The organism is Nocardiopsis kunsanensis DSM 44524 (assembly GCF_000340965.1).
Classification (GTDB): domain Bacteria; phylum Actinomycetota; class Actinomycetes; order Streptosporangiales; family Streptosporangiaceae; genus Nocardiopsis; species Nocardiopsis kunsanensis.
Genome location: NZ_ANAY01000030.1, coordinates 21,170 through 45,655 on the forward strand (window position 1 = coordinate 21,170; position 24,486 = coordinate 45,655).

20 protein-coding genes are annotated in these 24,486 nt (G+C 69.2%); 9 read left to right on the top strand and 11 right to left on the bottom strand.

Annotated features, from left to right (window positions below; all coding sequences use genetic code 11):
* Positions 1-2: 2 nt before the first annotated feature.
* From D456_RS0117690 to D456_RS27580, 4 genes are all read left to right on the top strand, one after another.
* Complete coding sequence (locus D456_RS0117690) at positions 3-1,946, top strand: ABC transporter permease (protein WP_193373847.1); 1,944 nt, start codon at positions 3-5, stop codon at positions 1,944-1,946.
* Positions 1,939-2,916 carry a glycine betaine ABC transporter substrate-binding protein gene (locus D456_RS0117695; protein WP_040699590.1) on the top strand — a complete coding sequence of 326 codons (978 nt, stop codon included), beginning with the start codon at positions 1,939-1,941 and terminating at the stop codon, positions 2,914-2,916. The genes D456_RS0117690 and D456_RS0117695 overlap by 8 nt, the downstream gene beginning before the upstream one ends.
* A 112-nt stretch (positions 2,917-3,028) precedes the next feature.
* Positions 3,029-3,346 (top strand): hypothetical protein, encoded by a 318-nt coding sequence (locus D456_RS0117700; protein WP_017577521.1) that lies wholly within the window; start codon positions 3,029-3,031, stop codon positions 3,344-3,346.
* A complete protein-coding gene (locus D456_RS27580; protein ID WP_026115978.1) occupies positions 3,343-3,744 on the top strand; it encodes a hypothetical protein in 402 nt (133 codons plus the stop codon). The genes D456_RS0117700 and D456_RS27580 overlap by 4 nt, the downstream gene beginning before the upstream one ends.
* A gap of 11 nt (positions 3,745-3,755) precedes the next feature.
* Here D456_RS27580 and D456_RS0117710 read toward each other — a convergent pair whose 3' ends face one another.
* The 6 genes from D456_RS0117710 to purS all read right to left on the bottom strand — a co-directional run bounded on the left by D456_RS0117710 (position 3,756) and on the right by purS (position 9,045).
* A complete protein-coding gene (locus tag D456_RS0117710; RefSeq protein ID WP_017577523.1) occupies positions 3,756-3,995 on the bottom strand; it encodes a hypothetical protein in 240 nt (79 codons plus the stop codon).
* A 181-nt stretch (positions 3,996-4,176) separates the two neighbouring features.
* On the bottom strand, positions 4,177-6,471 hold the full coding sequence (purL, locus tag D456_RS24435) for a phosphoribosylformylglycinamidine synthase subunit PurL (RefSeq protein ID WP_017577524.1): 2,295 nt from the start codon (positions 6,469-6,471) through the stop codon (positions 4,177-4,179).
* Between the two features lie 94 nt (positions 6,472-6,565).
* Positions 6,566-7,102 carry a hypothetical protein gene (locus tag D456_RS0117720; RefSeq protein WP_017577525.1) on the bottom strand — a complete coding sequence of 179 codons (537 nt, stop codon included), beginning with the start codon at positions 7,100-7,102 and terminating at the stop codon, positions 6,566-6,568.
* 36 nt (positions 7,103-7,138) lie between these two features.
* A complete protein-coding gene (purQ, locus tag D456_RS0117725; protein WP_017577526.1) occupies positions 7,139-7,834 on the bottom strand; it encodes a phosphoribosylformylglycinamidine synthase subunit PurQ in 696 nt (231 codons plus the stop codon).
* 270 nt (positions 7,835-8,104) lie between these two features.
* Positions 8,105-8,578: an ATP-binding protein gene (locus tag D456_RS0117730; protein ID WP_017577527.1), complete on the bottom strand. Its 474-nt coding sequence runs from the start codon at positions 8,576-8,578 to the stop codon at positions 8,105-8,107.
* A 221-nt stretch (positions 8,579-8,799) separates the two neighbouring features.
* The gene (gene purS / locus D456_RS0117735; RefSeq protein WP_017577528.1) at positions 8,800-9,045 is read right to left on the bottom strand and encodes a phosphoribosylformylglycinamidine synthase subunit PurS; all 246 of its coding nucleotides are present in this window, start codon (positions 9,043-9,045) and stop codon (positions 8,800-8,802) included.
* A gap of 324 nt (positions 9,046-9,369) precedes the next feature.
* On the opposite strand from purS, the gene D456_RS0117740 reads away from it, so the two are divergent.
* The 5 genes from D456_RS0117740 (at position 9,370) to D456_RS0117760 (ending at position 15,920) form a co-directional block, all read left to right on the top strand.
* Positions 9,370-9,984 carry a sigma-70 family RNA polymerase sigma factor gene (locus tag D456_RS0117740; protein ID WP_017577529.1) on the top strand — a complete coding sequence of 205 codons (615 nt, stop codon included), beginning with the start codon at positions 9,370-9,372 and terminating at the stop codon, positions 9,982-9,984.
* Positions 9,985-10,386: 402 nt separating this feature from the next.
* Complete coding sequence (gene pdhA, locus D456_RS0117745) at positions 10,387-11,502, top strand: pyruvate dehydrogenase (acetyl-transferring) E1 component subunit alpha (protein WP_017577530.1); 1,116 nt, start codon at positions 10,387-10,389, stop codon at positions 11,500-11,502.
* 3 nt (positions 11,503-11,505) lie between these two features.
* Positions 11,506-12,486 carry an alpha-ketoacid dehydrogenase subunit beta gene (locus D456_RS0117750; RefSeq protein WP_017577531.1) on the top strand — a complete coding sequence of 327 codons (981 nt, stop codon included), beginning with the start codon at positions 11,506-11,508 and terminating at the stop codon, positions 12,484-12,486.
* Between the two features lie 31 nt (positions 12,487-12,517).
* On the top strand, positions 12,518-13,927 hold the full coding sequence (locus tag D456_RS0117755) for a dihydrolipoamide acetyltransferase family protein (protein WP_017577532.1): 1,410 nt from the start codon (positions 12,518-12,520) through the stop codon (positions 13,925-13,927).
* Between the two features lie 340 nt (positions 13,928-14,267).
* Complete coding sequence (locus D456_RS0117760; protein ID WP_017577533.1) at positions 14,268-15,920, top strand: OmpA family protein; 1,653 nt, start codon at positions 14,268-14,270, stop codon at positions 15,918-15,920.
* Between the two features lie 85 nt (positions 15,921-16,005).
* Here D456_RS0117760 and D456_RS0117765 read toward each other — a convergent pair whose 3' ends face one another.
* From D456_RS0117765 to D456_RS24440, 5 genes are all read right to left on the bottom strand, one after another.
* Complete coding sequence (locus tag D456_RS0117765) at positions 16,006-16,935, bottom strand: AEC family transporter (RefSeq protein ID WP_017577534.1); 930 nt, start codon at positions 16,933-16,935, stop codon at positions 16,006-16,008.
* 158 nt (positions 16,936-17,093) lie between these two features.
* A complete protein-coding gene (locus D456_RS0117770; RefSeq protein ID WP_017577535.1) occupies positions 17,094-17,516 on the bottom strand; it encodes a GerW family sporulation protein in 423 nt (140 codons plus the stop codon).
* A 608-nt stretch (positions 17,517-18,124) separates the two neighbouring features.
* Positions 18,125-20,167 carry a WD40 repeat domain-containing serine/threonine protein kinase gene (locus D456_RS0117775; RefSeq protein WP_026115979.1) on the bottom strand — a complete coding sequence of 681 codons (2,043 nt, stop codon included), beginning with the start codon at positions 20,165-20,167 and terminating at the stop codon, positions 18,125-18,127.
* 10 nt (positions 20,168-20,177) lie between these two features.
* Positions 20,178-22,232, bottom strand: a complete 2,055-nt coding sequence (locus D456_RS0117780; RefSeq protein WP_026115980.1) for a protein kinase family protein — start codon at positions 22,230-22,232, stop codon at positions 20,178-20,180.
* A gap of 32 nt (positions 22,233-22,264) precedes the next feature.
* On the bottom strand, positions 22,265-24,352 hold the full coding sequence (locus tag D456_RS24440; protein ID WP_051049489.1) for a WD40 repeat domain-containing serine/threonine protein kinase: 2,088 nt from the start codon (positions 24,350-24,352) through the stop codon (positions 22,265-22,267).
* Between the last annotated feature and the right edge of the window lie 134 nt (positions 24,353-24,486).

Sequence of the window (24,486 nt, forward strand, 5' to 3'; positions counted from 1 at the left end):
CGATGACACAGCCCGTGACGACCTCGAGCGGGGCCGCGACGGGCGACGGCGGGGGTGTATGGCGCCGTAGCTGGTTCCAGGCCCTGATCGTGTTGGCCGTGCTGGTCGCCGGGTACTGGGTGAGCCGCACGCTCGGCCATCCGTCCTGGGCCGGGGGGTTCCCCACCGGGCTCGGCGACGGCTTCATGTCCTGGCTCGACGGGATCTACGCCTGGATCGTGGAGAACCGTAACGACAGCCCGCTCTTCCTCTACTTCTTCAACTACGTCTCAGTGGGACTGGGATCAGCGGTCGTACTGATCAACCAGGCCCTGGACGCGCTCACCTGGGTCGGCGTGACCGTCCTGGGCGTGCTCGCCGCCTGGCGTGCGGCCGGGTGGCGCGTGGCGCTGCTGGTCCTGGTCACCTTCGGGGTCTTCGCCCTGAGCGGGCTGTGGAACGCCTCGATGACGACCCTGGCGCTGATCATCACCTCGGTCTTCATCGCCTTGCTGTTCGGCCTGCCGCTGGGGGTCCTGGCCGGGCGCAGCGAGCGCTTCTACCGCTGGTTGCGGCCGGTGCTGGACTTCATGCAGATCATGCCGGCCTTCGCCTATCTGCTGCCGTTCGTGCTGCTGTTCGGTATCGGCAACCCGGCCGCGTCGGTGGTCACGGCCGTCTATGCCCTGCCTCCGGTGGTGCGTATCACGGCGCTGGCCCTCCGTGAGGTGCCTGAGGGGTCGATCGAGGCGGCCACCTCGCTGGGGTCGACCCCCTGGCAGATCCTGACCAAGGTGCAGTTGCCGCTGGCCAAGCGCACCATCCTGCTCGGCGTGAACCAGACCATCATGCTCGCGGTCTCCATGGTCGTGATCGCTTCGGTCATCGGTGCCGGCGGTCTGGGTGACGCGATCTTCCAGGCCCTGTCCAAGGTCAACGTGGGCCAGGCCTTCCAGGCGGGTCTGGCCATCGTCATGCTGGCCATCGCGATGGACCGTGTCACCGGCGCGGTCGGCAACGGCGCCCACACCCCCGACGTCCCCGAGCGGCTGCGCATGCCGGTCCTCGGCGGCGGCCTGGCCGTCGTCGTCGCCACCGTCGTGTTCGGCCGCCTGTTCGGTCTGGGCGGGTGGCCCCGGAACTGGGCCGTTGACATCGCCGCTCCCGTCAACGCCGTCAACGACGCCATCGAGGGCGTCATCGGCGGGGCGACCTCGGCGGTGGGCACGTGGATGCTGACCTGGGTGCTCAGCCCGCTCAGTGAAGTACTGACCGGTGCGCCTTGGTGGCTGGTGGTCCTGGTGGCCGCGGCCCTGGGGTGGATCTTCGGCGGCGTGCGCGTGGCCGTGATCTCCGCCCTGTCGTTCGTGGCCGTGGGCCTGCTGGGTGTGTGGAACAACGCGATGGACACCCTGTCGCAGGTGCTCGTGGCCACCGTGCTCACCCTTGTGCTCGGTGTGGTCCTGGGCGTGCTCATGTCGCGCAACGACGTGTTCGCCACGATCCTGCGGCCGATCCTGGACGCCATGCAGACCCTGCCGCCGTTCGTGTACCTGATCCCGGCGGTGGCCCTGTTCGGCATCGGACGTGTTCCGGCGCTGGCGGCGGCCGTCATCTTCGCTCTGCCGCCGGTGATCCGCCTGGTTAACGACGGCATCCGCGGGGTACCCGCGGGAACGGTGGAGGCCGCCGCCTCGCAGGGCTCCACCCCGTGGCAGATGCTCACCAAGGTCGAACTGCCGCTGGCGCGCGGCTCGCTGCTGCTGGCCGTGAACCAGGGGATCATCCTCATCCTGTCCATGGTCGTCATGGGCGCGCTGGTCGGGGCCGGCTCGCTCGGCTTCGACGTGGTCTTCGGTCTGGCTCAGAACCAGCTGGGTCTGGGGTTGGCCTCCGGTCTGGCGATCGTGGGCCTGGGACTGTTCCTGGACCGGGTCACGCAAGGAAGGAGGGCATCCCATGCCTAGGTTCCCGAGAAAGAACGGGCTGTTGCGGCTGTTGGCCGTAGGGGCGGCCCTGCTGATGGTCAGCTCCTGTGCGGTGCGCACCGACCAGATGGTCCGCGACCCCGACCTCGTCAGGATCGCCGTCAACGGTTGGGTCGGCTACGAGGCCAGCGCTGAGGTGCTGTCCTACATCCTCGAGGAGGAGATGGGCTACGACACCCAGCTGATGAGGGTCGACGAGCAGCCCTCGTGGCAGGCCCTGGACCAGGGCGCACTCGACGTGATCCTGGAGAACTGGGGCCACGAGGACCTGTACGAGCTGTACGGTCCCGAGGGCAACGACACCGTCGTGGACGGCGGTTCCACCGGCAACGAGGGTGTGATCGGGTGGTACATGCCCGCCTACCTGGCCGAGGAGAACCCGGAGCTCCTGGAGCCCGAGGGCCTGCGGGAGAACACCGACCTGTTCCGGACGGCCGAGACCGGCGACAGCGGCGAGTTCCTGGCCGGTGCTCCCGGCTTCGTCTCCCAGGACCAAGGCATGATCAACGCCTTCGACATGGACCTGGAGATCGTCTACGCCGGCACGGAGGCCGCCCAGATGACCGAGGTCCAGAGCCGGTACGCCAACGAGGAGCCGGTGCTCTTCTACTCCAACGAGCCGCACTGGATCCATGAGCAGTTGGATCTGGTGAAGGTCGACTTCCCCGACTACTACGACGGGTGCGACGCGGACCTGGAGTACGTCGACTGCGACTACCCCGTCTACGACCTGAACAAGATCTTCCGGAAGGGCTTCGTCGAGGAGGACGACTACGCCTACCAGTTCCTGGACAACTGGGAGTGGACCAACTCCCACCAGAACGAGGTCGCCGGCATGATCGCCGACGAGGGGATGGACCCCACGGAGGCAGCTGAGGTCTGGGTGAACGAGAACCCCGACGTGTGGCGGGAGTGGCTCCCGGAAGGGTACGAACAGCGTCTCCAGTGACGGCTGTGCGAATCGGGCGGGGGCCGTGTCGGCCCCCGCCTTTTTTGCGTGCTCGGCCACCGATAGCTCAAAAGTGCTACCTGCGGTGCGATTCAGTAGCTATCTTGGAAACATGGCTGCTGAGAAGCTCTCCGTATCCCTTGAGGCCGAAGTCCTTGAGCGCGTCCGTCGTGCCGCAGAGCGGGACGGGATGCCGTTGTCCAGATGGTTGAACAATGCTGCGAGCAGAGCGGTGGATCTCGCTGAGGCACACGCGGCTCTCGAAGAACACTTCGCGGAGTACGGCGAGCCGTCAAGCGAGGCGAGAGCTGAGGCGAGGGCCGCTCTTGAAGCCACGGGTGTCGGCCGGCCCGTTCCGTTGGAAGACGCCGAGGCTGCTGAGGAGGCACTGGCGTATTTGGACAGGATCAGTGAGGTGGATGAAGAATGACGGTGTTGCGTCCACGAGGGTTGATCCTGGATGCCGGGGCTCTCCTGCAAGCTGAGGACAAGCCCAACGGTGAGGTATGGACCTACTGTCTCCAGGAGGTCGAGGCCGGGCGCCGCCCGCTTCTACCTGCTGCGGTCCTGGCGCAGGTCTGGCGGGGCGGTTCCCGGCAAGCCGGACTTGCACGGGTCGTCAAGGTGACTGAGGTCCTGGACTTCGGGGAGGACGACGCGAAGAGAGTTGGAGCCATGCTGGGGGTCTCGGGGACATGCGACGTTGTTGATGCCACCGTGGTCCACGCGTCTATGCGAACGCGCTACGCGGTTGTCACGTCCGACCCCGGCGACATCTCCGCCATCGGGAACGCCTTGAACTACCGGGTCCCTCTGATCACGGTCTGACCGGGGACGGATCAGCGGTTCGGCCGTTCGTGCTGCAGCCGCCGACTCACCCAGTACACGTTCACACACGCGGCCACGAACGCCGCGCCCAGCAGGACCCCCAGCCACACCTGGTCGGTCAGCGCGAACGCCGCGATCGCCCCGACCAGCAGGACGAGCGCACCGAAGACGGCGAGTACCCTGCGAAACCCCAGAGCACTGGCGGGTCGGTCAGCGCTTCCGAGAGTGCCCCTGAGTCTGCCTGCACGCATGAGCCGGCTCCTTCCTCGACGACAGCCGTCTCTTGTTCTACCGCTGCCCTCGCCGCTGCTGTCCGCGGCCCCACCTTCCACGGGCCCTCGTCCGCCCCATACCCAACCGGAAGCACCCCCACCACACGATGAAGGGACGCCCGGCACGGGACGCCCCTGCGTGAAGTGAAGCGACGGGCAGCTACATGCCGCCCATGAGCGCGGGCAGCGCGGCCTCGTAGGAGGCCCGCAGGTCGGAGAGGGCGACCTCGACCGCCCCGTCCGGGTGCCCGACCGCCAGGACATCGCCGCCGACCGTGCCCAGATCCGTGACCGGGACGCCGTGCCGCTCGGCCAGGAGCCGCACCGACGCGGCGTTCTCGGGGGCCACCTCCACCAGCGCACGCGCACCGGACTCGCTGAACAGCGCGGTGAACGCGTCCCCGTCCAGGTTCACACGCACGCCCTTGCCGCCGCGCAGCGCCGATTCGGCCAACGCCACCGCCAGCCCGCCGTCGGACAGGTCGTGCGCGGAGGCTGCCAGTCCCTGCTCGGCGGCCTCGGCCAGGACCTCACCCAGCGCGGCCTCCGCGGCCAGGTCCACCTGCGGCGGCAGCCCGCCCAGATGGCCGTGCACGGTGTCGGCCCACGCCGAACCGGAGAACTCCGGACGGGTCGTCCCCAGCAGCATCACCGTGGCGTTGTCGCTCTCGAACCCGGACCGCAGGCGCTTGCGTACGTCATCGACCACACCGAGCACCCCCACGACCGGGGTCGGGTTGATCGGGCTCTCGCCGGTCTGGTTGTAGAAACTGACGTTTCCACCGGTCACCGGGGTTCCCAGGGTCCGGCAGGCGTCGGCCAACCCGCGGGTGGTCTCCGCGAACTGCCACATCACGCCCGGGTCCTCGGGGGAACCGAAATTGAGGCAGTTGGTCACCGCCAGCGGGCGTGCGCCCGTGGCGGCCACGTTCCGGAAGGCCTCCGCGTAAGCGAGCTGCGTGCCCGTGTACGGGTCCAGGCGTGTGTGGCGTCCGTTGCCGTCGGTAGACAGTGCCACACCCCGGTAGGAATCGTCCGAGATCCGGATCATGCCGGAGTCGTGCGGAGCGGACACGACCGTGTCACCGCCCACGTAACTGTCGTACTGTTGCGTCACCCAGGACGGATCGCCCACACCCGGGGCACCCAGCACCCGCAGCACCTGCTCGCGCAGCTCGCCGTCGTTCTCCGGGCGCGGGAGCTTCGCGGCGTCGTCGGCCTGCAGGGTGTCCTGCGACTCGGGGCGCGCGTACGGACGCTGGTGGACCGGAGCCTCGTCGGAGGCGGTACGCGGAGGCATGTCCACGATCGTCTGCCCGTGCCAGGTCATCACCAGGCGGCCGCCGCGCTCGGCCTCCTCCTCGGACACATCGGTGACCTCGCCGATCTCCGCGGCGAGGATCCCCCACTTCTCGCAGACCGCGAGGAAGGACTCCATCTTCCCCGGATCCACGATCGCCATCATGCGCTCCTGCGACTCACTCATGAGGATCTCCTCGGGGGTGAGCCGGTGGTCGCGCAGCGGCACGCGCTCCAACTGGATCTCCATACCGCCGGTACCGCCCGCGGCCAGCTCGGTGGTCGCGCACGAGACCCCGGCCGCACCGAGGTCCTGGATCCCGACGACGAGGTCCTTGCCGTACAGTTCCAGGCTGCACTCGATGAGCAGCTTCTCCATGAACGGGTCGCCGACCTGCACGCTGGGTCGCTTGGTGTGCGACTCCTCGTCGAAGTTGGCGCTGGCCAGTACCGAAGCGCCGCCGATCCCGTCCGGCCCGGTCGTGGCACCGAACAGCACGACCTTGTTTCCGGGCCCGGGGGCCTCGGCCAGCTTGATGTCCTCGTGCCGCATGACCCCCACGCAGAGGGCGTTGACCAGTGGATTGTCGAGGTAGCCGGCGTCGAATCCGAGCTCACCGCCGATGTTGGGCAGTCCGAGGCAATTGCCGTAGAAGGAGATGCCCGAGACGACCCCGGGCAGGACCCGTGCGGTGTCGTCGGCATCGGCCGGACCGAAGCGCAGCGCGTCCATGACCGCGACCGGGCGTGCGCCCATCGTCAGGATGTCGCGGACGATGCCGCCCACGCCCGTGGCCGCGCCCTGGTGCGGCTCCACGTAGGAGGGGTGGTTGTGCGACTCGATCTTGAACGTCACGGCACGACCGTCCCCGACGTCGACCACACCCGCGTTCTGCCCCATGCCCACGAGCAGGGCATCGCTCTCGGGTGCCTTCTCCCCGAACTGGCGCAGATGCACCTTGGAGGACTTGTAGGAGCAGTGCTCGCTCCACATCACCGAGTAGATGGCCAGTTCGGCTGCGGTGGGGCGTCGGCCCAGGATCTCGCGGACCCGCGCGTACTCGTCGTCGGCCATGCCGAGCTCGGCGTAGGGCTGCGGCGTGTCCGGGTGGCCGAGCGCCGCGGAGACGGTGTCGAGACCGGGTACTTCAGACATACGTCGTTCCGTTCGGAGTGTGCGGTTGTGAACCGGGCCGTGCCCCTCGTCCGGCCCGGGCGGAGGGTGTTCCCGGCCGGTGAGGGGAAGCGGGTCAGTTGGCGGGCGGGTTGGCGTTGCCGAGCATGAGGACGGCGACGGCACCGTCGGAGTCGTGTTCGGTGGCGTCGGCGACCATGACATCGCCGTCGGTCATGATGGTCTCGCTCCGAGGAACGTCGGACGGTTCCTCGGCACCCTCGGGCAGGAGCTGGCCCCAGTCCTGCTCCAGCAGCTGCGCGTAGACCGACTCGACGGCCTCGTCGGAGGAGACGTCAGTGTCCTCGTCGGTGCTCATGACCGACACGAGCCGGACACACTCGGCCGGGTTGCATTCGATGTCGTCCTCCTGGGAGGAGTACTCCAGCCCGTTCGGGGGTTGGCCGAGCGCGCCGGCCTCCGGCGCCTCCAGGGGGTCGGCCCCCTCGCCCTGCCGGCCGCCGCCCGGCTCTTCCTGCCCGGGGACCGGGCCGGTCTGCGCGACGGTGGACAGCGACCGCACGAGCCCGACCCCCCCGGAGACCACGAGCCCGACAATGACCACCCCGGCCAGGATGAACATCGTTCTTCTGGAGCGCAGCAGCGCCATCATCGACAGGATCGTCCCCCAGGTCGTTCGTGTGCGGCTCTAGGCCGGTTCGGGCGTGCGGGCGCCCAGGTGGGTCAGGATCGAGGCGAAGAACCCCAGACCGTCGGTGGAGGGACCGGTCAGTGCCTCGACGGCGTGCTCGGGGTGGGGCATGAGTCCGACGATGTTGCCGTGCTCGTTGGTCACCCCGGCGATACCGCGGTAGGAACCGTTCGGGTTCTCGCCCACGTAGCGGGCCAGGACCCGTTCCTCGGCCTCCAGGTGGTCGAGGGTCTGCTCGTCGGCGACGTAGCACCCCTCGCCGCTCTTGAGGACCACGAGGATCTCCTGCCTCTCGGAGTAACCGCCGGTCCAGGCGGTACGGGCGTTCTCCACCCGCAGGACCTGGTCACGGTTGACGAAGCGCAGCGAGGCGTTACGGGTCAGCGCTCCGGGCAGCAGGTGGCTCTCGGCCAGGATCTGGAACCCGTTGCAGATTCCCAGTACCGGCAGCGCACCGGAGCGTGCGGCGGGCACGATCTCACCCATGAGCGGCGCGAAGCGGGCGATCGCGCCGCAGCGCAGGTAGTCGCCGTAGGAGAAGCCGCCGGGCAGGACGACCGCGTCCACGCCCTTGAGGTCGGCGTCGTCGTGCCACAGCGGGACGGGGTCGGCCCCCGCCAACGCGACGGCACGCGCCGCGTCCTTGTCGTCGAGGGAGCCTGGGAAGGTGACGACGCCCACGCGGGCTGTCATGTGCACACTCCGGAAAAGTCGTTCGGCGAGGAGTCGGTCCGGCTCGGGAGGCTCCCGGTGGGGCCTCCCCGCCCCCGTCACACGGCGGACGGTGCCTTCGACCGAAGCGTACCCGTTCGCCTGTGCTCGGGTACGACGAAGTCCGCTCCGGGGATGCTCCGTTCTGTGTGATCCTCCCGCTCGTGCGGGGTGGAAGGGGCGCAGTGGTGTGGTTCCCGACAGGTGCGCGACGCTCTCTATGGTGTGCGCCACTTCTCCGTTCCGGTCGGGTCAGAGGAGGGCGTAACGGGTGCTGCGCTCGCTCGGGGGCGACTCCAACGGACGGTCGCAAGCGGTGCGGCGCTTGCGCAGTACCACCATCGTGCGCGGTTCGTCCTGGAAGGCGACCTCGTCCATGAGGTAGCGCATCAGAACGATGCCCCTGCCCGATTCCGTTTCCGGGGCCGGTAGGGGCACGGTTTCCTGGGCGAAGAGCTCGGCCAGATGGGCGTCGTCCGGTGCTCGTCCGGTGTGGGAGACCCGGACCTCGCACCACCGGGGGCCCAGCTCGGTCTCCACGGTGTAATCGGGGTCGGGTGCTCCGTGTTCGACGGCGTTGGAGCCGGCTTCGGAGGCCGCCAGCAGGATGTCGTCGACGCACTCGCGGCACAGGCCCCCGCGGTGGAGATGGGTGTCGAGGATGTCGCGTACCACAGCCACCGTGTACGCCTGTCGGGGGAGCGTGATCGAGAAACCGGCGTCCATGTGTCCACCTCTCGTGCTCCTGGTCGGTCAGGTGCTCGACACGTATGGAGACGTTCCCGACCCCTGGTGAGTAAAACGGAAAGCCGTGCCCCGCAGGGCACAGCCGTCCGGTGATGGGACACATCCGGCACTTGTGACGCTTCGTCCCCTGTTCGTGCGTGTTTCGGGCCGGTGGCCGGGGGAGGGGCCGCAGAGCCGTTGCACACCGTGCCGGGCGTGGTTCAGGAAGCGGGGCGGACCTCGAACTCCTCGATGACGGTGTTGGCGAGCAGGGTCTCGGCCATCCGGCGCACCTCGGCGTAGGCGGCCTCGTCGAGTTCACCCTCGATCTCGACCTCGAAGCGTTTGCCCTGGCGGACCTGCTCAACGCCCTCGAACCCCAGCCGGGAACCGGCCGCGGCGATCGCCTGGCCCTGGGGGTCCAGGATCTCCGGCTTGAGCATGACGTCCACAACGACGCGGGCCATTGGGTCCTCCAAATAAGAAGTCGACGGGCGTGGCCAGGGCATGGCCTGGAGGACCACCGGGAATGGGGCCTCCAAGACCCCTCTCGAAAGGGGGCGACGCCAGAGTACGGCACGGGGCCTCGGCCCCGAGTACTCGTGAGGGGTGCTGAGCAGCGGTTGACCAGCCCACATGCCGGGGTTTCAGAGGTGCTGGAACCGTCCTTCTGAGGTCAGTGACCCGTCTCACCGCCATTGGTGTCATCATTGGAAGCATCAAACGGCGTCTAACAGAGTGGAAGAGATCGTCCGCGGTCGTCCTGAGGGGGAATCTTGACGACTATCGAAATGGACCGGACTCCCACGACCGGTGAGGCACGCGAGGAGCGCGCCGAGCACCGGACGGAACAGACTCTCGACTTCGCCAGCGCGGTCACGCCGTTCGCCGACCAGCTCTATCCCACGGCCCTGCGGATGACCCGTAACCCGGCCGACGCAGAAGACCTCGTTCAGGAGACGTTCACCAAGGCCTTCGCCAATTTCCACCAGTTCCGCGCCGGCACGAACCTGCGTGCCTGGCTGTACCGGATCCTGACCAACACCTTCATCAACGGCTACCGCAAGAAGCAGCGCGAGCCGCGTCAGGAGACCACCGACGAGATCAAGGACTGGCAGCTCGCCGCCGCCGCGGGCCACACATCGTCGGGGATGCGCTCCGCCGAGACCGAGGTGCTGGACCACCTGCCCGACAGCGACATCAAACAGGCTCTGGCCCGGCTGCCGGAGGACTTCCAGCTGGTCATCTACCTCGTCGACATCGAGGGTTATGCCTACAAGGAGGTCGCCGAGCGCATGGACACGCCGCTGGGCACCGTGATGTCGCGACTGCACCGCGCCCGCCGCCAACTGCGCGAGATGCTCGCCGACTACGGACGCGAACGCGGGATGCGCGTCCCCGGCTGAGGTTCCCCCGAGCGGGATGGGAGCGCTCCGGGCTCCCGTCGCTGCTTTCCTGCGCCCCCAGTACGATCAGCCCGGCCTTGCCCGACGGCCGGGCCGCTCTGTGCCGCGGTGTCCGCGACGGTTCCGGCGCCGTTGCCGCCGTGTCCCCGAGAAGCGGCCACAAAGTTGTCGGAAGACCTTGTACTTGCTAGGAAGCCCTGCTAATCGAGGCCCTCGATGCTTCTTGGATCATGGTGACCGGACGGAAAAGGTGGCGTCCGGGTCTTGCGCTCTCCACGGTGAGTTCTGTCACGATATGGGGAGGGCTGTCCGCTGTGCCCACACCCCGGGTGCGATGCGGACCTTGATCCGGCCGACCGGCGCCACCCGCGCGAATTCGGCCCCGAGAACCCGAGGAGCAACGTGTCGGACACCACCGCGCACGAGGAACCGGAGCTCATCCAGCTCCTGACACCTGAAGGTGAGCTCACAGGCCACCCTGATTACCCCCTGGAGATCAGCGCGGACGAAGTCCGCGCCCTGTACCGGGACCTGGTCCTGGTCCGCCGCGTCGACAGCGAGGCGGTCTCCCTGCAACGCCAGGGCGAGCTGGGGCTCTGGGCCTCCCTGCTCGGCCAGGAAGCCGCTCAGATCGGCTCCGCACGTGCCCTCACCGACCGCGACATGGCCTTCCCCTCCTACCGCGAGCACGGCGTCGCCTGGTGCCGCGGTATCGAACCCAAGGAACTGCTCGGCATGTTCCGCGGTGTCACCAACGGAGGCTGGGACCCCTACGAACACGGGCTCCACCTGTACACCATCGTCATCGGCAGCCAGGCCCTGCACGCGACCGGCTACGCGATGGGTGTCCAACGCGACGGCGCCGTCGGCGAGGACGGCAGCGCCGTGATCACCTACTTCGGTGACGGCGCCACCAGCCAGGGCGACACCAACGAGGCGTTCAACTTCGCCGCCGTCAACAATGCCCCCGTCGTCTTCTTCTGCCAGAACAACCAGTGGGCGATCTCCGAGCCCCTGGACCGGCAGTCCCGCGCCCCCATCTACCGCCGCGCCGCCGGCTACGGATTCCCCGGCATGCGCGTGGACGGCAACGACGTCCTGGCCTGCCTGGCCGTGACCCGCGCCGCGCTCGCCAACGCCCGCGAGGGAAACGGTCCCACCCTGGTGGAGGCCTACACCTACCGCATGGGAGCCCACACCACCAACGACGACCCCAGCCGCTACCGCGCCTCCGCCGAGCTCGACGACTGGAAGGCCAAGGACCCCATCCTGCGGCTCCGGCGCTACTTGGAGAACCACGGCCTGGCCGACGACACGTTCTTCACCTCCGTGGACGAGGAAGCCGACCGGATCGGCGAGCAGGTGCGCACCGAGTGCCGCGCCCTGCCCGACCCCGAACCGCTCGAGATCTTCGACGAGGTCTACGCCGAGCCCAACGTCCACATCGACAAGCAGCGGTCCGAGTTCGCGGAGTACCTGGCCTCCTTCGAAGGCGCCGGGGCGGAAGGGGGCCGATAGGCCATGACGAGCAAACTCACCATCGGCAAGGCGATCAACGCCGGCCTGCGCGCCGCCATGGAACACGACCCCAAGGTCCTGGTCATGGGTGAGGACGTCGGACGCCTCGGCGGGGTCTTCCGCGTCACCGACGGCCTGCACAAGGACTTCGGCGCCGACCGGGTCATCGACACCCCCCTGGCCGAGTCCGGCATCGTCGGTACCGCGATCGGCATGGCCCTGCGCGGCTACCGGCCGGTCGTGGAGATCCAGTTCGACGGGTTCTTCTTCCCGGCGACCAACCAGACCTTCACCCAGCTCGCGAAGATGCGCCGCCGCTCCGCCGGCAAACTCAGCGTGCCACTGGTCATGCGCATCCCCTACGGCGGCGGCATCGGTGCCGTGGAGCACCACAGCGAGTCCCCGGAGGCCTACTTCACCCACACCCCGGGCCTGCGCGTCATGACGATCGCCAACCCCGAGGACGCCTACTGGGGCATCCAACAGGCGATCCGCAGCGAGGACCCGGTCATCTTCCTCGAACCCAAGCGCCGCTACTACGAGAAGGCCGAGTTCGACACCGAAGCCGCCTTCGACGACGCCCTTTCCATGGGTTCGGCCCGCATCGCACGCCCGGGCACCGACGCGACCCTGCTCGCTTACGGGCCCATGGTCAAGACCGCACTGCAGGCCGCCGAGGCCGACACCGACCACTCGTTGGAGGTGATCGACCTGCGCTCGCTCGCACCGGTCGACTACCCCACCATCGTGGAGTCGGTGAAGCGCACCGGCCGCTTGGTCGTCACCCACGAGGCCACCCTCACCGGCGGCCCCGGAGCGGAGATCGCCGCACGTGTCACCGAAGAGTGCTTCTACCACCTGGAGTCGCCCGTCATCCGCGTCACCGCGTTCGACACCCCGTACCCGCAGTCGCGTCTGGAGGAGCACTACCTTCCGGATCTTGACCGCGTTCTGGACGGTGTGGACCGCGCGTTCGCGTACTAGACGGCGAGGCAGACAGGGGAAGACAGAGGACATGGCGATTCAGAAGAGCGACCCCGCGGTCGACGGCGTGCACGCGTTCAAACTGCCCGATGTCGGCGAGGGCCTGGTCGAGGCGGAACTGCTCACCTGGTACGTGGCACCGGGCGACGAAGTCACCGTCAACCAGATGATCTGCGAGATCGAGACGGCCAAGGCGGCCGTGGAGCTGCCCAGCCCCCACGCGGGCACCGTCAAGGAGCTCAAGGCCCAGGAGGGCGAGACCGTCGAGGTCGGCACGGTCATCATCACCATCGACGACGGCACCGGCTCCGGAGGTGGCGCGTCGGACGGCGGAACGGCCACGGCCGCCGAGCCCGAGACCCCTGCCGACGACGGTGAGGAGAAGGAGAAGCCCCTGGTCGGCTACGGGGAGAAGGCGGCACCGACCCAGCGCCGCGCCCGTCGACGGCCCACCCCCTCGGGTGCGGCTCAGCCGACCCCGGCACCCGAACCCGCCCGACCGGCGCCGGCCGAACCGGCCTCGCCGAACGGAGCGGCCGCGCAGGGACGGCCGTTGGCCAAACCCCCCGTGCGTAAGCTCGCCAAGGACCTCGGTGTGGAGCTGGCATCGGTCACCCCCACGGGGGCCGACGGCATCATCACCCGCTCCGACGTGCGGTCGGCGGCCGAACCCGCCACCGCAGCGCCCGAGACCGCCGCAGCCGCCCAGCCGGCGCCGGCGGTAGGGGACCAGAGCGCCCGGGAACGCCGTGTCCCGGTCAAGGGCGTGCGCAAGCACACCGCCGCCGCCATGGTCAACAGCGCCTTCACCGCGCCGCACGTCACCGAGTTCCTGCAGATCGACATCACCGGGACCATGAACGCGGTCAAGCGGCTGCGTGAGCGCCCCGACTTCGCCGACGTCAAGGTCTCGCCGCTGCTGCTGGTCGCGAAGGCACTGCTCATGGCGGTGCGCCGCCACCCCGAGGTCAACTCCTCCTGGGACGAGGAGAACCAGGAGATCGTGCTCAAGGACTACGTGAACCTGGGGATCGCGGCCGCCACCGACCGCGGCCTGGTGGTGCCCAACATCAAGGACGCACACGCCCAGGCCCTACCCGAGCTGGCGGCCTCCCTCAAGGGGCTCACCGACACCGCGCGGGAAGGAAGGACCAGCCCGGCCGACATGTCCGGCGGCACCATCACCATCACCAACGTCGGTGTGTTCGGTGTCGACGCCGGTACCCCGATCATCAACCCCGGTGAGGCGGCCATCCTCGCGTTCGGGCAGATCCGCGACATGCCGTGGGTGCACGAGGGCGAACTGGCCGTGCGCAAGGTGACCACCCTGGCGCTCTCCTTCGACCACCGGCTCGTCGACGGCGAGCTCGGGTCGAAGGTGCTGCGCGACATCGGCACCGCCCTGGAGGACCCGGAGCTGACCGCTCTGGCCTGGGGCTGATCGGCGGGGAGACCCGGCACGAGTGAGGGCTCGGACACGACCACGCGGTCGCGTCCGAGCCCTTCCCGTGTGACGGGCCTGTCCCTCAAAGGGGGAGAGGGACAGGCCCTCGTGACAGATATGCCCTCCGACGGGTCGACGACACCTGGAGCGACCCGCCCGCGCGGCCCCCGGCGCTCCGGCGCCTGGCCGTGCGGCGGCCCCGGACAGTGGTGCGGGCGAGGGGCGCAGAGGCGGACAGAACCAACAAGGTGTTGCTCGCGTCGTAGGGGATGTTGGAGCCCAGCAACCGGAGGCCGACCCCGGACGGCCATCAGGACGATCGTGAGGAAGGCCCCGCATGTCCCCCACCACCAACCCCCGAGCCGTACGCGGTCTGGCGGTGACCGCCGCCGTCCTCGCGGCCACCACGGCCCTGACCAGTTGCGGCGTGGTCCGTGATCTCCGGGGGGAGCGTGAGGCCCCCGAGACCGAGAACGTCACCGAGACCGTCGACGAACCCCGCGACGAGGAGGTCGACGCAGACTTCCCCTACACCCGCGAGGGCCCGATCTTCCTCGACACCGGCCAGGACGTGGAGACCACCTTCTCCATCACCGGCCTGGAACGCACCGACGATTACATGGTGCTGCACTACGAGTCGACGATCCGAGCGTCTCTGAGGGGCAACAACACCATCCTCGGCCTGCCGCCGATCCTCATCGACCCCGTCAGCGGTGTGACCGCCGGCCCCCTGCAGGACGGTGACGACGTCCCTTACGGTTCGGTGCCCCCGCGCAGCGACGACCTCTTCCCCGTCGAGACCGACGCCACCAACGTGCACCGCCTCTACTTCCCCCGCTTCCCCGACGACGTCACCGAACTGACCTACGTCGGCAGCGGCCTGGGTGCCATGACCGGCCTCCCGATCCAGGACGTCGACGAGGAACGCCCCGACCCCGAGAACCCCAACGGCGCCGACATGGGCGACGAGGCGGGGGACCCCTCCCCGCAGGCCGGCGACATCGTCGAGTTCGAGAACCGCCGCCCCGACGGCGACCAGGTGGAGTTCATCGGCGGCCTGGAGAGCTTCGTCGACTCCGAGACCACCTCCACCACCCGTGACGGCGACACCGAGACCGTCGCCCTCAAGGCCGACGTGATGTTCGAGTTCGACGAGGCCGAGCTCACCGAGGAGGCCGAGGGGGTCGTGCGGGAGGCCGCCGCCTCCGTCAGCAACAACATCGACCCCGACCGGCGTGAGATCACCGTCATCGGACACACCGACGGCAAGGGCACCGACGACTACAACGAGAGCCTCTCCGAGGAGCGCGCCGAGACCGTGCGCGACGTCCTGGAGGAGGAGCTCGGTGACGAGCACACCTTCGGGCTGGAAGGCCGCGGTGCCGAGGAGCCCGTCGCCGAGGAGGGCGGTTCCGACGACGAGGAGGCCCGTGCCCGCAACCGCCGCGTCGAGTTCGAGTACCCCGTCGATCCCGCCGACACCGACGGCCAGTCCGCCGAACGCGACGAGGACGTGCTGGGTTCCAGCGACCGCAACGTCTTCCCGCCCGCCGACTTCGTCGAGGAGGCCGACGCCGAGGTCGTGGCCACCGAGACCTACGAGGACGTCCAGCTCGACGTGCACCCCCTGGTGCGCGACGGCGCCTACGTCATCAGCACCGTGTCGCTGACCAACACCAGTGACGACCCACTCACCCCCGACCTGACCGGCGACGACGGTGTGCTCCCCGGCGCACCCGCCGACTTCACCGACGGAACCCTGGGCGGCTTCCAGCTCCTGGAACCCGACTCCGACCTGGCCCGCTACATCACCTGCTTCCAGTTCGGCGAGGACAACACGGGGCCGTTCGCCGACGAGGTGCACGAGATGCAGCCCGGAAACAGCTACCAGCTCATCGCCGTGTTCTCCGCACCGCCCGCCGAGGCCGACGAGATGACCCTGCGGGCCGGTCCGTTCGGCGAGATCGAGAACGTGCCCTTCAGCAACTAGCTGACGCGGTGGTGATCAGAGAGTGCAGCGAAGCGCGGGCCCGTCCCCTCGGGGCGGGCCCGCGGCGTGTGCGGGTCCGCGGCGCTCAACCCAGGAGCAGCGTCACCACGAGCAGCACCGGCACCGTCAGGATCGTCGTCACCAACACCACTTCCCGCACCATCATCTCGGACGTGCGGTACAGCGAGGCGTAATTGAACACGTTCTGTGCCGTCGGCAATGCCGCCAACACCACCACAGAGAACAGGTCCGCCGAGCCCAGGCCGAACACCCACGCACCCAGAACGCAGGCCACCACAGGCTGCACCACCGACTTCAGCACCACCGCCAGGAACATCGGTCCCTTCTCCGGGCCGCGCCCCGGCATCCGGCTCCCGTTGAGCGACATCCCGAACGCCAACAGCATCGCCGGGACCGCCATCGCCCCGACCAGATCGAACGGTTCCATCAGTGGCCCCGGCGGGGTCCACCCCGAGGCCGACACCGCCACACCCGCCAACGAACCGATGAGGATCGGGTTGCGTACGGGCGTCCCCAACGACCGCCGTACCATCGGGCCCAGACCACGCACTTGGCCCCGGTTCAGGTCCAGCAACGTCAGCCCCACCGGTGCCATGAACAGCAATTGCAACAACAGGATCGGCGCCACGAGAGTCGCGTCACCCAACACGTACGCCGCCACCGGCAGTCCCAGGTTCCCGGCGTTGACGTAACTCGACGACAACGTCCCCACCGTCGTAGGGCCCACACCCCAGCGCCGCACCAGACCCGCGACGATGAACACCGACGCGACCGTGAACACACTCAGCAGGCTCACCAGGACCGGACCCGAGACCAACAGCGTCAGGTCCGTCTCGGCCAGCAACGTGAACAGCAGCGCCGGGCTCGCCACGTAGAACGAGAGCTTGTGCAGCACCTCGCGCCCGCTGGGACCCAGGACCGGCCACCGGCCGAGCAGGTAACCCACCACCACGATGCTCGCGATGACCCCGAACCCTGTAATGACCCCGGACAAGAAAAGCCCCCGTCGTCCGCACGTGCCCAACAGCGTGGAGCACGCTATCCGACCGGCCCTGAGCCGAGACGGTCCGGGTCACACCAGTACGTCCTGGGGCGGGCAACAGAAAAGCCGGTGCCGTGCGGCACCGGCCTGTACCCGGGGGGACGGAACGCTCAGGCCTCGGCGTCCTCCTCGCACCGCCGGGCCTCGAGCTTCTTGCGCCGTCGGGCCTCGCGCACCGACACCGTCACGACGCGCGTGACGGCCACCGCGGTGATCGCCGCCAGCGGCAGGGCCAGCTTCGTCGCCGGCTGACGGATCGGACGGAAGCCCGCGCCCTCACCGTCGAGCACGATGAACCCCGACGGCCGGGCCCTGGTGAGGCCGATCCCGCCCGAGCCCTCGCCGCCGAGCATGGTCGCGCGACTCACCCCGCCGCCCATGGCGCCGAAGAACCCCACCCGGGCCACGGGGACGACCGTGGTCCCTCCGGAGGTCACAGGTGGGCCGAAGACCGTCGTGGCTCGCGTGTTCTCGCGAAGACCGTCGATGAGGCGGCCGAGTACGGACAACGCGGGCGTGGTCTGGTCGGACATGGGCGTTCCTTTCCGGAGCACGGTGAACCGGTGTCACGCTATAGCCGCAACCCGGCCCTGAGTCGGCGCTTCGTCCGGTGTGTCCGTTACCGGTCAGTCGCCGCTACTGGAGGAGGAAGCAGGAGCTCCGCTGTCAGACCCTCGCCATCGGAACCGCTGGAACCGGATTCTCCCGCCCCGGAACCCGAGGTGTCGTCCTCATCCTCCTCACGCCACCCCCGAGAGCCCTGCTTACCCCTTGGGCCCAGGCCGAGCAGCTCCACGGCTTTGATGCGTTCGGCGATCTTCCACCCCCGGACGGCCCGGGTGTGGTGCACCGAGCCCAGCAGCAACCGACGTTCACAAGGCTTCTCCGTCGGGTGCGGCCACCACCCTGGGTTGGAGTGGAGGCAGTGGGTTCGGTGGACAAAAAGCGAGCGAGGATGCCCATTATTCGGGGGTAGAGACGGGGATCCTCATGTGAAACACGGTTTGTCTGTGCTCCGCCGGGGCGCCGTGAAAGATTCCACCTGGTCATTCGTGCTTCCATCATCGACCCCCAGGGAAGCCGTCTTTTTCCCGCACCGCTTCGTCGGACTCAGCGCACTGACAGACCGCTCCGCGACCCGTCAGGAGATTTCGTGGTTGTCCCGGAGTGTCTCAGGGTCGATGAAGAGGATGATGCTGTCGTCGATCCCCTGACCGGACTCCACGACCGCGATGGTCTCCTCCTGCGGGTGGACCTCCGGCCTGGTGTAGAGAAGGGTGTCCCCTGGTGCCAGGTTTTCTCCACTGTTCACGTCCCACATGAACCCCCCTGATACATCGATGCCGTCCGATCTCCCCGCGATGAGCGTGGAACCGTCGGGGGTGAAGTCCATTCCGCCGCTCACACCCGGAGACTCCATCTCCTGGACGGTCTCCTTCTCCTCGAGGTCGTAGACGAAGGTCGTCTCCGCATAGCCGTCGGAGACGGCCAGGTAGGGCTCCACGGGGGAGAACAACCCCTCGTGCCCGGGAGGTATCCCCTCGCCGTCGTGCACGGACTCGTCCTCGGGGAACTCGGCGATCCGCTCCCCGGACCCGACCTCCACCACCCACATCCGCGGTACGTCCCTGGGATCCTCCATGAAGATGTAGTTCCCGTCGGGACTGATCTCGGTGCTGAGCGTCGACCCGTCCTCCTCCCAGACGAGGGCGTCCTCCTCCCAGTCCCAGATCATCGCTGTCATGTCGCCCTCGGGGCGCACCGACCGAAAGGCGATCAGGGAGCCGTCAGCCGAGAAGGACAACCCGTCGTAGAAGTCCACCTCGTCGTGGTCGTCCGCGATGAACGAGGCGAGCTCGTTGTGGTCCTCGTCCCACACACGTACGCCTTCCTCCCCGACGGTCGCCATGTGACCGGTGTCGGCGAGGGCGAAGTTGTAGAGGACGGACTCGTCCGTGCTCTCGAAGGGCGTGGCGAGGAGTTCGCCATCCCTCCAGTCCCAGAGGCTGACTTCGTCCTCTGTGTGCACGTACAGCCGGTCCCCGTCGGGGGTGAACGACAGGTCGTAAACGGATCCGGGGAAGGCCGACTCGACCGGAGCGCTGTCCTCCGGAGCGCTGCCTTCCTCGGCAACGGAGCCGTCCGTGCTGCCCTCGTCCGTGCTCTCCCACGGACGCAGCACCACGGCCCCGACGGCGGCCATGAGGACCACAGCGGTGACGGCGGCGCCGACCACCAGCCACCCGCGGCGCTCACGGCCCGCATCGGCGACACCCGGAGCGGTGGGTGCCTCGTGCACGACCCGGTGGAGCTCGCGTTCGCGTTCACTGATCTCGGCGTTGACGGGTGCGGGCAGCCACCCGTGCTCGGCGTCCGGCAGGGGCTCGGACGAGAGCACGTGGACGATCTCGTCGGCGGAAGGGCGTGCGGCGGGGTCCTTGGCCAGACAGCGGGCCACGAGGTCGCGCAGGGCGCCCTCGGGGACCCCCTCGAGGTCGGGTTCGGTATCGACGATGCGCCGTAGCACCTGCGCGGCGGGCTTGCTCCCGAAGGGCGGCCGGCCGGACGCGGCGAACACGACGATGCCGGCGAGCGCGAACACGTCGCCGGCCGGGGACTGTTCCCGGCCGAGCACCGTCTCGGGGCAGGTGTAGGTGGGGGTGCCGAAGGCCTCGCCGGTCTTGGTCAGCACGGTGCCTTCGACGGCGCGTGCGATACCGAAGTCGATGACCTGAGGGCCGCGTGGGGAGAGCAGGACGTTTCCGGGCTTGAGGTCGCGGTGCATGATCCCGGAGGCGTGTACCGCTTGCAGAGCACGGGCCAGGCCGAGCGCGAGCACCCGCAGGGAGCCCTCGGGGAGAGGACCGCGCCCCTTCACGGCCTCGCTCAGGGTGGGGCCGGGAACGTACTCGGTGGCCATCCACGGGGGCTCGCCCCCGGGAGAGACCGAGAGCACGGCGGGGGTGAAAGGTCCGCGTACGCGCTGGGCGGTGCGGGTCTCGCGGGCGAACCGGGCGAGGAAACCCTGGTCCTGGGCGAGCTCCTCGTGGACGACCTTGACCGCTGTCATGTGCCCGTCGGGTGTGCGCGCGAGGTAGACCGCGCCCATGCCGCCGGCGCCGAGACGTGCGAGTACCCGGTGCGGGCCGATGTGGGAGGGGTCGGAGGGGGTCAGGGGTTTCATGGTCGGCTTCCTAGGAGAGCGTGGCGGTGATCTCGAAGGTCTCCGGGTCGAGCAGGTCGACGTCGCCCTCGGCGTTGACGGAGGCGATGACCTCCTGGCCGGGGTGGAAGTCGACGGGACGCGGCATCAGGCCGCTCTCCTCCTCGGCGAGGTCCTCTCCGGTCTCCAGGTCCCACAGGTGCCCGTGGTGCTCGTATTCCCGGCCGGAACTCTCGATCAAGGCCGAGTCGGCCTCGCCCCAACTGAAGTGGGCCAGACCGAGTTCGGTGTCGACGCTCATACCGGTCGGGTAGCCGAACTCGTCGTTGTAGACCTCGTGGTAGTCGGGCACAGGGAACCGGTCGATCTCGGCGTCCTCCTCGAAGTCCCACAGCACCAGGTGCTCGTTGCTGCGGTAGAGCACCCGGGTGGTGCCGGGCACGGTCGTGAACTCGTAGCTGGTGTGGTCACGCAGGGTTTCGAGTACCTCCCCGGTCTCGGCGTCGCGGAGTTCCAGGGGCCCGGCGGTGGAGACGACGACACGGTCCTCGTCGAGGAACTCCAGACCGGAGACGAGGGAGTCGTCGTCGGACCACTCGTGCTCGAGTTCGCCGGCGGCCATGTCGACGACGCCGACCGGAGGCAGTTGTTCACCGTCGCCCAAGGTCGTGTCGTGGGCGACGGCGAGGGCCATCTGCTCGCCGGACGGGGAGAAGGCGAAATCCTCGGCGCGTCTGGGCGGTTCGAGCTCGTCGAGTACACGCTGGGACTGCGGGCCCAGCTGTTGGCGGGTGTCGCCGGAGGGCAGGTCGTGGGTGTGTAGGACGGGACGGTCGTAGTCGTCGGTGTCGAACGGTGTGGGCTGCTGGGCGGCGACCATGCAGCCGACCGGGGCGAATTCTCCGCTGTCGGTGTCGGTGAACCCGCCCCCGGGACGGGCGATCTCGGTGCCCTCGCGCCAGTCCCAGACGGTGAGTCCGTGTCGGAAGCTGCTGATGAGCAGGGCGTCGCCGTCGGGGGAGAAGGACACGTCGATGGCGTCCAGGTCCTCCACGGGTGATTCGGGCGCCTCGAGGTCGGCGTCCAGGCAACTGACGTCGCTGATGAGTCCGGTGTCCTCCGTGGTTGCTCGCCCACCGTCGCTGCCTTCTCCGCCGGCGTCCTCCTGGCCGCCGTTGAGGACCCAGACCGCGCCGGTACCGGCCAGCACCGCCACGGCCAGACCCGCAGCGGTCAGCCCGACGGTCTTGCCGCGTCCGCGCTTCTTGCCGGTCTCCTCGCCCGCGGTGAGGACCTGTCGCCCGGTTCCGGCCGAACGCCGCACCACCTCGGCCAGACCCTCGGGCCAGGGACCGGGTGCTGTGGGGCCGCCGAGGATCCGGACGAGGTCGGCAGCGGTGGGACGCAGGTCGGGGTTTTCCTCGACACAGGCGTCGACCACGCCCCGAAGTTGCATGGGCACACGGTCCGACCCTGCAGGGCCCTCGACCCCGGAGGCGGCGAAGCACAGTGTGCGGGCCCAGGAGAACACGTCGGTGGCCGCGGCAGCACCGCCCTCGGGCGCGGCGAAGGCTGGGTGCGGTGCGCGGCCGTGCAGATCGGCGACGACACGTTCGAAGCCGGGATCGGCCAGGACAGCGCCGTGTTCGGTGAGCAGCACACCGCCGGGCCACAGGGACCCGTGGGCGTGCCCGACGGCGTGCAGGTCGGCCAACCCCTGCGCCATGGCCAGGGCGAGCGGGGCCAGCGCCGCTGCGGGCAGGGGGCCGTGGGCGTGCACGCACTCGGCGAGGGTGGGGCCGAAGGGGCGGGTGACAGCGACCCAAGGGGCCGGGCCCTCCGTGTCGGCGTCGAGCACACCCGCCACGTACGGGCTGCGCAGGGGCCGGGTCGCCGCCACCAGATCGGTGAAGGCGGGACGGAACGACGGTTCCGGGACCAGGCCCGAACGCGCCACCTTGAGCGCCACCGGAGGGTGTTCCGGCGCGGTCGCCAGGTACACGCGTGAGCAGGTGTCCTCGCCGAGTCGGGCGCGGAGCCGGTAGGGACCGACCCGGGGCGGGTCGTGCGGGTGGAGAGGGTGCATGGTCAGCCTTCGTCGGGAAGTCGTCGTCCGGTTCAGCCGAGGCGGTCGATCTCGGCGAGGGTGTCGGGGGACATGATGATGATCTGTCCCGCTTCGAGATCGGTCCCGGAGACGACTTCGCCCTCCGGGTGGACCGACATGCCCAGGCCGAGGGCCTCGCTCTCCGGTTCGATCTCTTCCTCTTCCACGTCCTGCGTGTGGTCCCAGTCCCAGATGTGCAGGTAGACGTCCTGTTCGCCGTTCCCGTTGTCGTCCTCGTCGGCCGTCTCGGCGCGCACGGTGTAGATGCGGTTCGCGTGCGGGGCGTAAGCGAACTCGAGGAGATCGGCGTTGTAGGCGTCCTCGTCGTCGTCCTCGTCGGGGTGGAAGACGAAGCCCTCACCATCGTCGGTCAGGAAGTCGTAGTGGACGGGACCCTCGGCGGTGGCGATGATGAGCTCCCCGTCACCGAGCAGGGTCAGACCGGTGCCGATGTCGAGCATCGCGAGGCTGTCGTGTGAGTAGACGACCTCGCCGGTCGCGGCGTCCCACACGCGCAGTTGGTCGATGTTGTCGATGCCGGCGAGGTGTTCGCCCTCGGGGCCGTACACCAGGCTCACCATCGCTTCGCCGTCGCGGTGCACCTGAACGGTGTCGCCGCTCTCCAGATCGATGTCGTAGGTTCCGCCTGCGCTGTCGAAACCGGCGTCACCCACGGTCAGGACGTCGCCGTCGGGGGAGAACGCGAGTTCGCGGATCTCGCGGCCCTCGGCGTGCACGGTGAGTTCGCCGCTCTCCAGGGAGTAGACCTGGGCACCCTCCTCGGTGCCCCAGGCGAGCAGGCAGTCGTTCGGGCTGAAGCGGGGGACACTGGCGCTGTGCGGCAGGTTCGCCTCGATGCGCGCGAGTTCGGTGCCCGCCTGCCAGTCCCACAGCACCACCCCGCGGTTGCCGGACACGGCCAGGACCGACCCGTCGTTGGAGAACCGGCTGAAGACGCGGTCGGTGTTGGAGGGGATGGTCGGGGTCTCCGAGGCGGCCTCGGTGAACTCCTCGGCCAGGTGCTGGGTCGGGTCGCACCGCTCCCGCTCGGGGACCTCTCCCTCCCCCTCTCCGGCGGCCTGGTTCTCCTCCGGTGGCGCGAAGGGATCGGAGGCGGCCCAGAACCCGAACCCGCCGACGAGGCACAGCGCCATGGCGGCGGCGCCGGCGACGAGCAGCCCGCGCGCCTTCGAACCGCTCCCGGACAGGGCGCGAACCCGGTCGTACTCGGCGGTGGCCTCGTTCACGGCGGCCGCGGACCGCGGGGGCAACCACTGGGCGGCGTCGGAGGCGGGGGCGACGGGACCGCCGAGTGTCTGCAGGACCTGAGCGGCGGTGGGACGGCGCGCGGGGTCCTTGTCCAGGCACGCGGCCAGGAGCGGGCGCAGGGCCGGGGGGATCCGGTCGAGTTCGGGGTCGAGGTTCTCGGTCCGGTAGACGACGGAGGAAGGGTGGCCGTCGCCGAAGGGGCCCACGCCGGTCAGGGCCCACACGAGCACCCCGCCGAGCGCGAACACGTCGGCGGGCGGGCCGGCCTGTTCGCCGCGGGAAGCCTCCGGTGCCATGTACCCGGGCGTGCCGGCGATCGTGTCGTCGTCGGTCCGGCGGCCGTCCTCGGTGGCGCGTGCGATACCGAAGTCGATGACCTGCGGCCCTTCGGCAGCGACCATGACGTTGGCGGGTTTGAGGTCGCGGTGGGCGAGTCCTCGGGCGTGCACCCCGGCCAGGGCCTGGGCGATGGCGCGAGCCAGGAGGACGGCGGAGGGTTCGGGCAGCGGTCCGGTGCGTTCCACCAGATGCTGCAGGGAAGGCCCCTTGACGTAGGCGGTGGCCAACCACGGACGTTCCCCCGAGGTGTCGGCGGCGTACACCCGCGGAACGCCATGGCCGTGCACCCTCTGGGCGAGGGAGAGCTCATGGGCGAAGCGTTCACGGAAGTCGGGGTCGTAGGCGTACTCGGCCCTGACCACCTTCACCGCGGCCGGATGGCCGTCGCGGTCGAAACCCAGGTACACGCGGCCCATACCGCCACTGCCCAGGAGGGCGGTGATCTGGTAGGGGCCGATCCGGGTCGGGTCGTCGTCAGCGAGGGAGTGCATGGGGGTTCTCGGTTTCTGGCACGGGGGGTCGCGTGTGCAGCTTACTGTTCGCCCGTCTCCGTCTCTCGGCCGGGACGCGGAGGGACTCGAGGGGGCTCGTCGAACGCGGTGCCGCCCACGGCCAGAGCGGGACA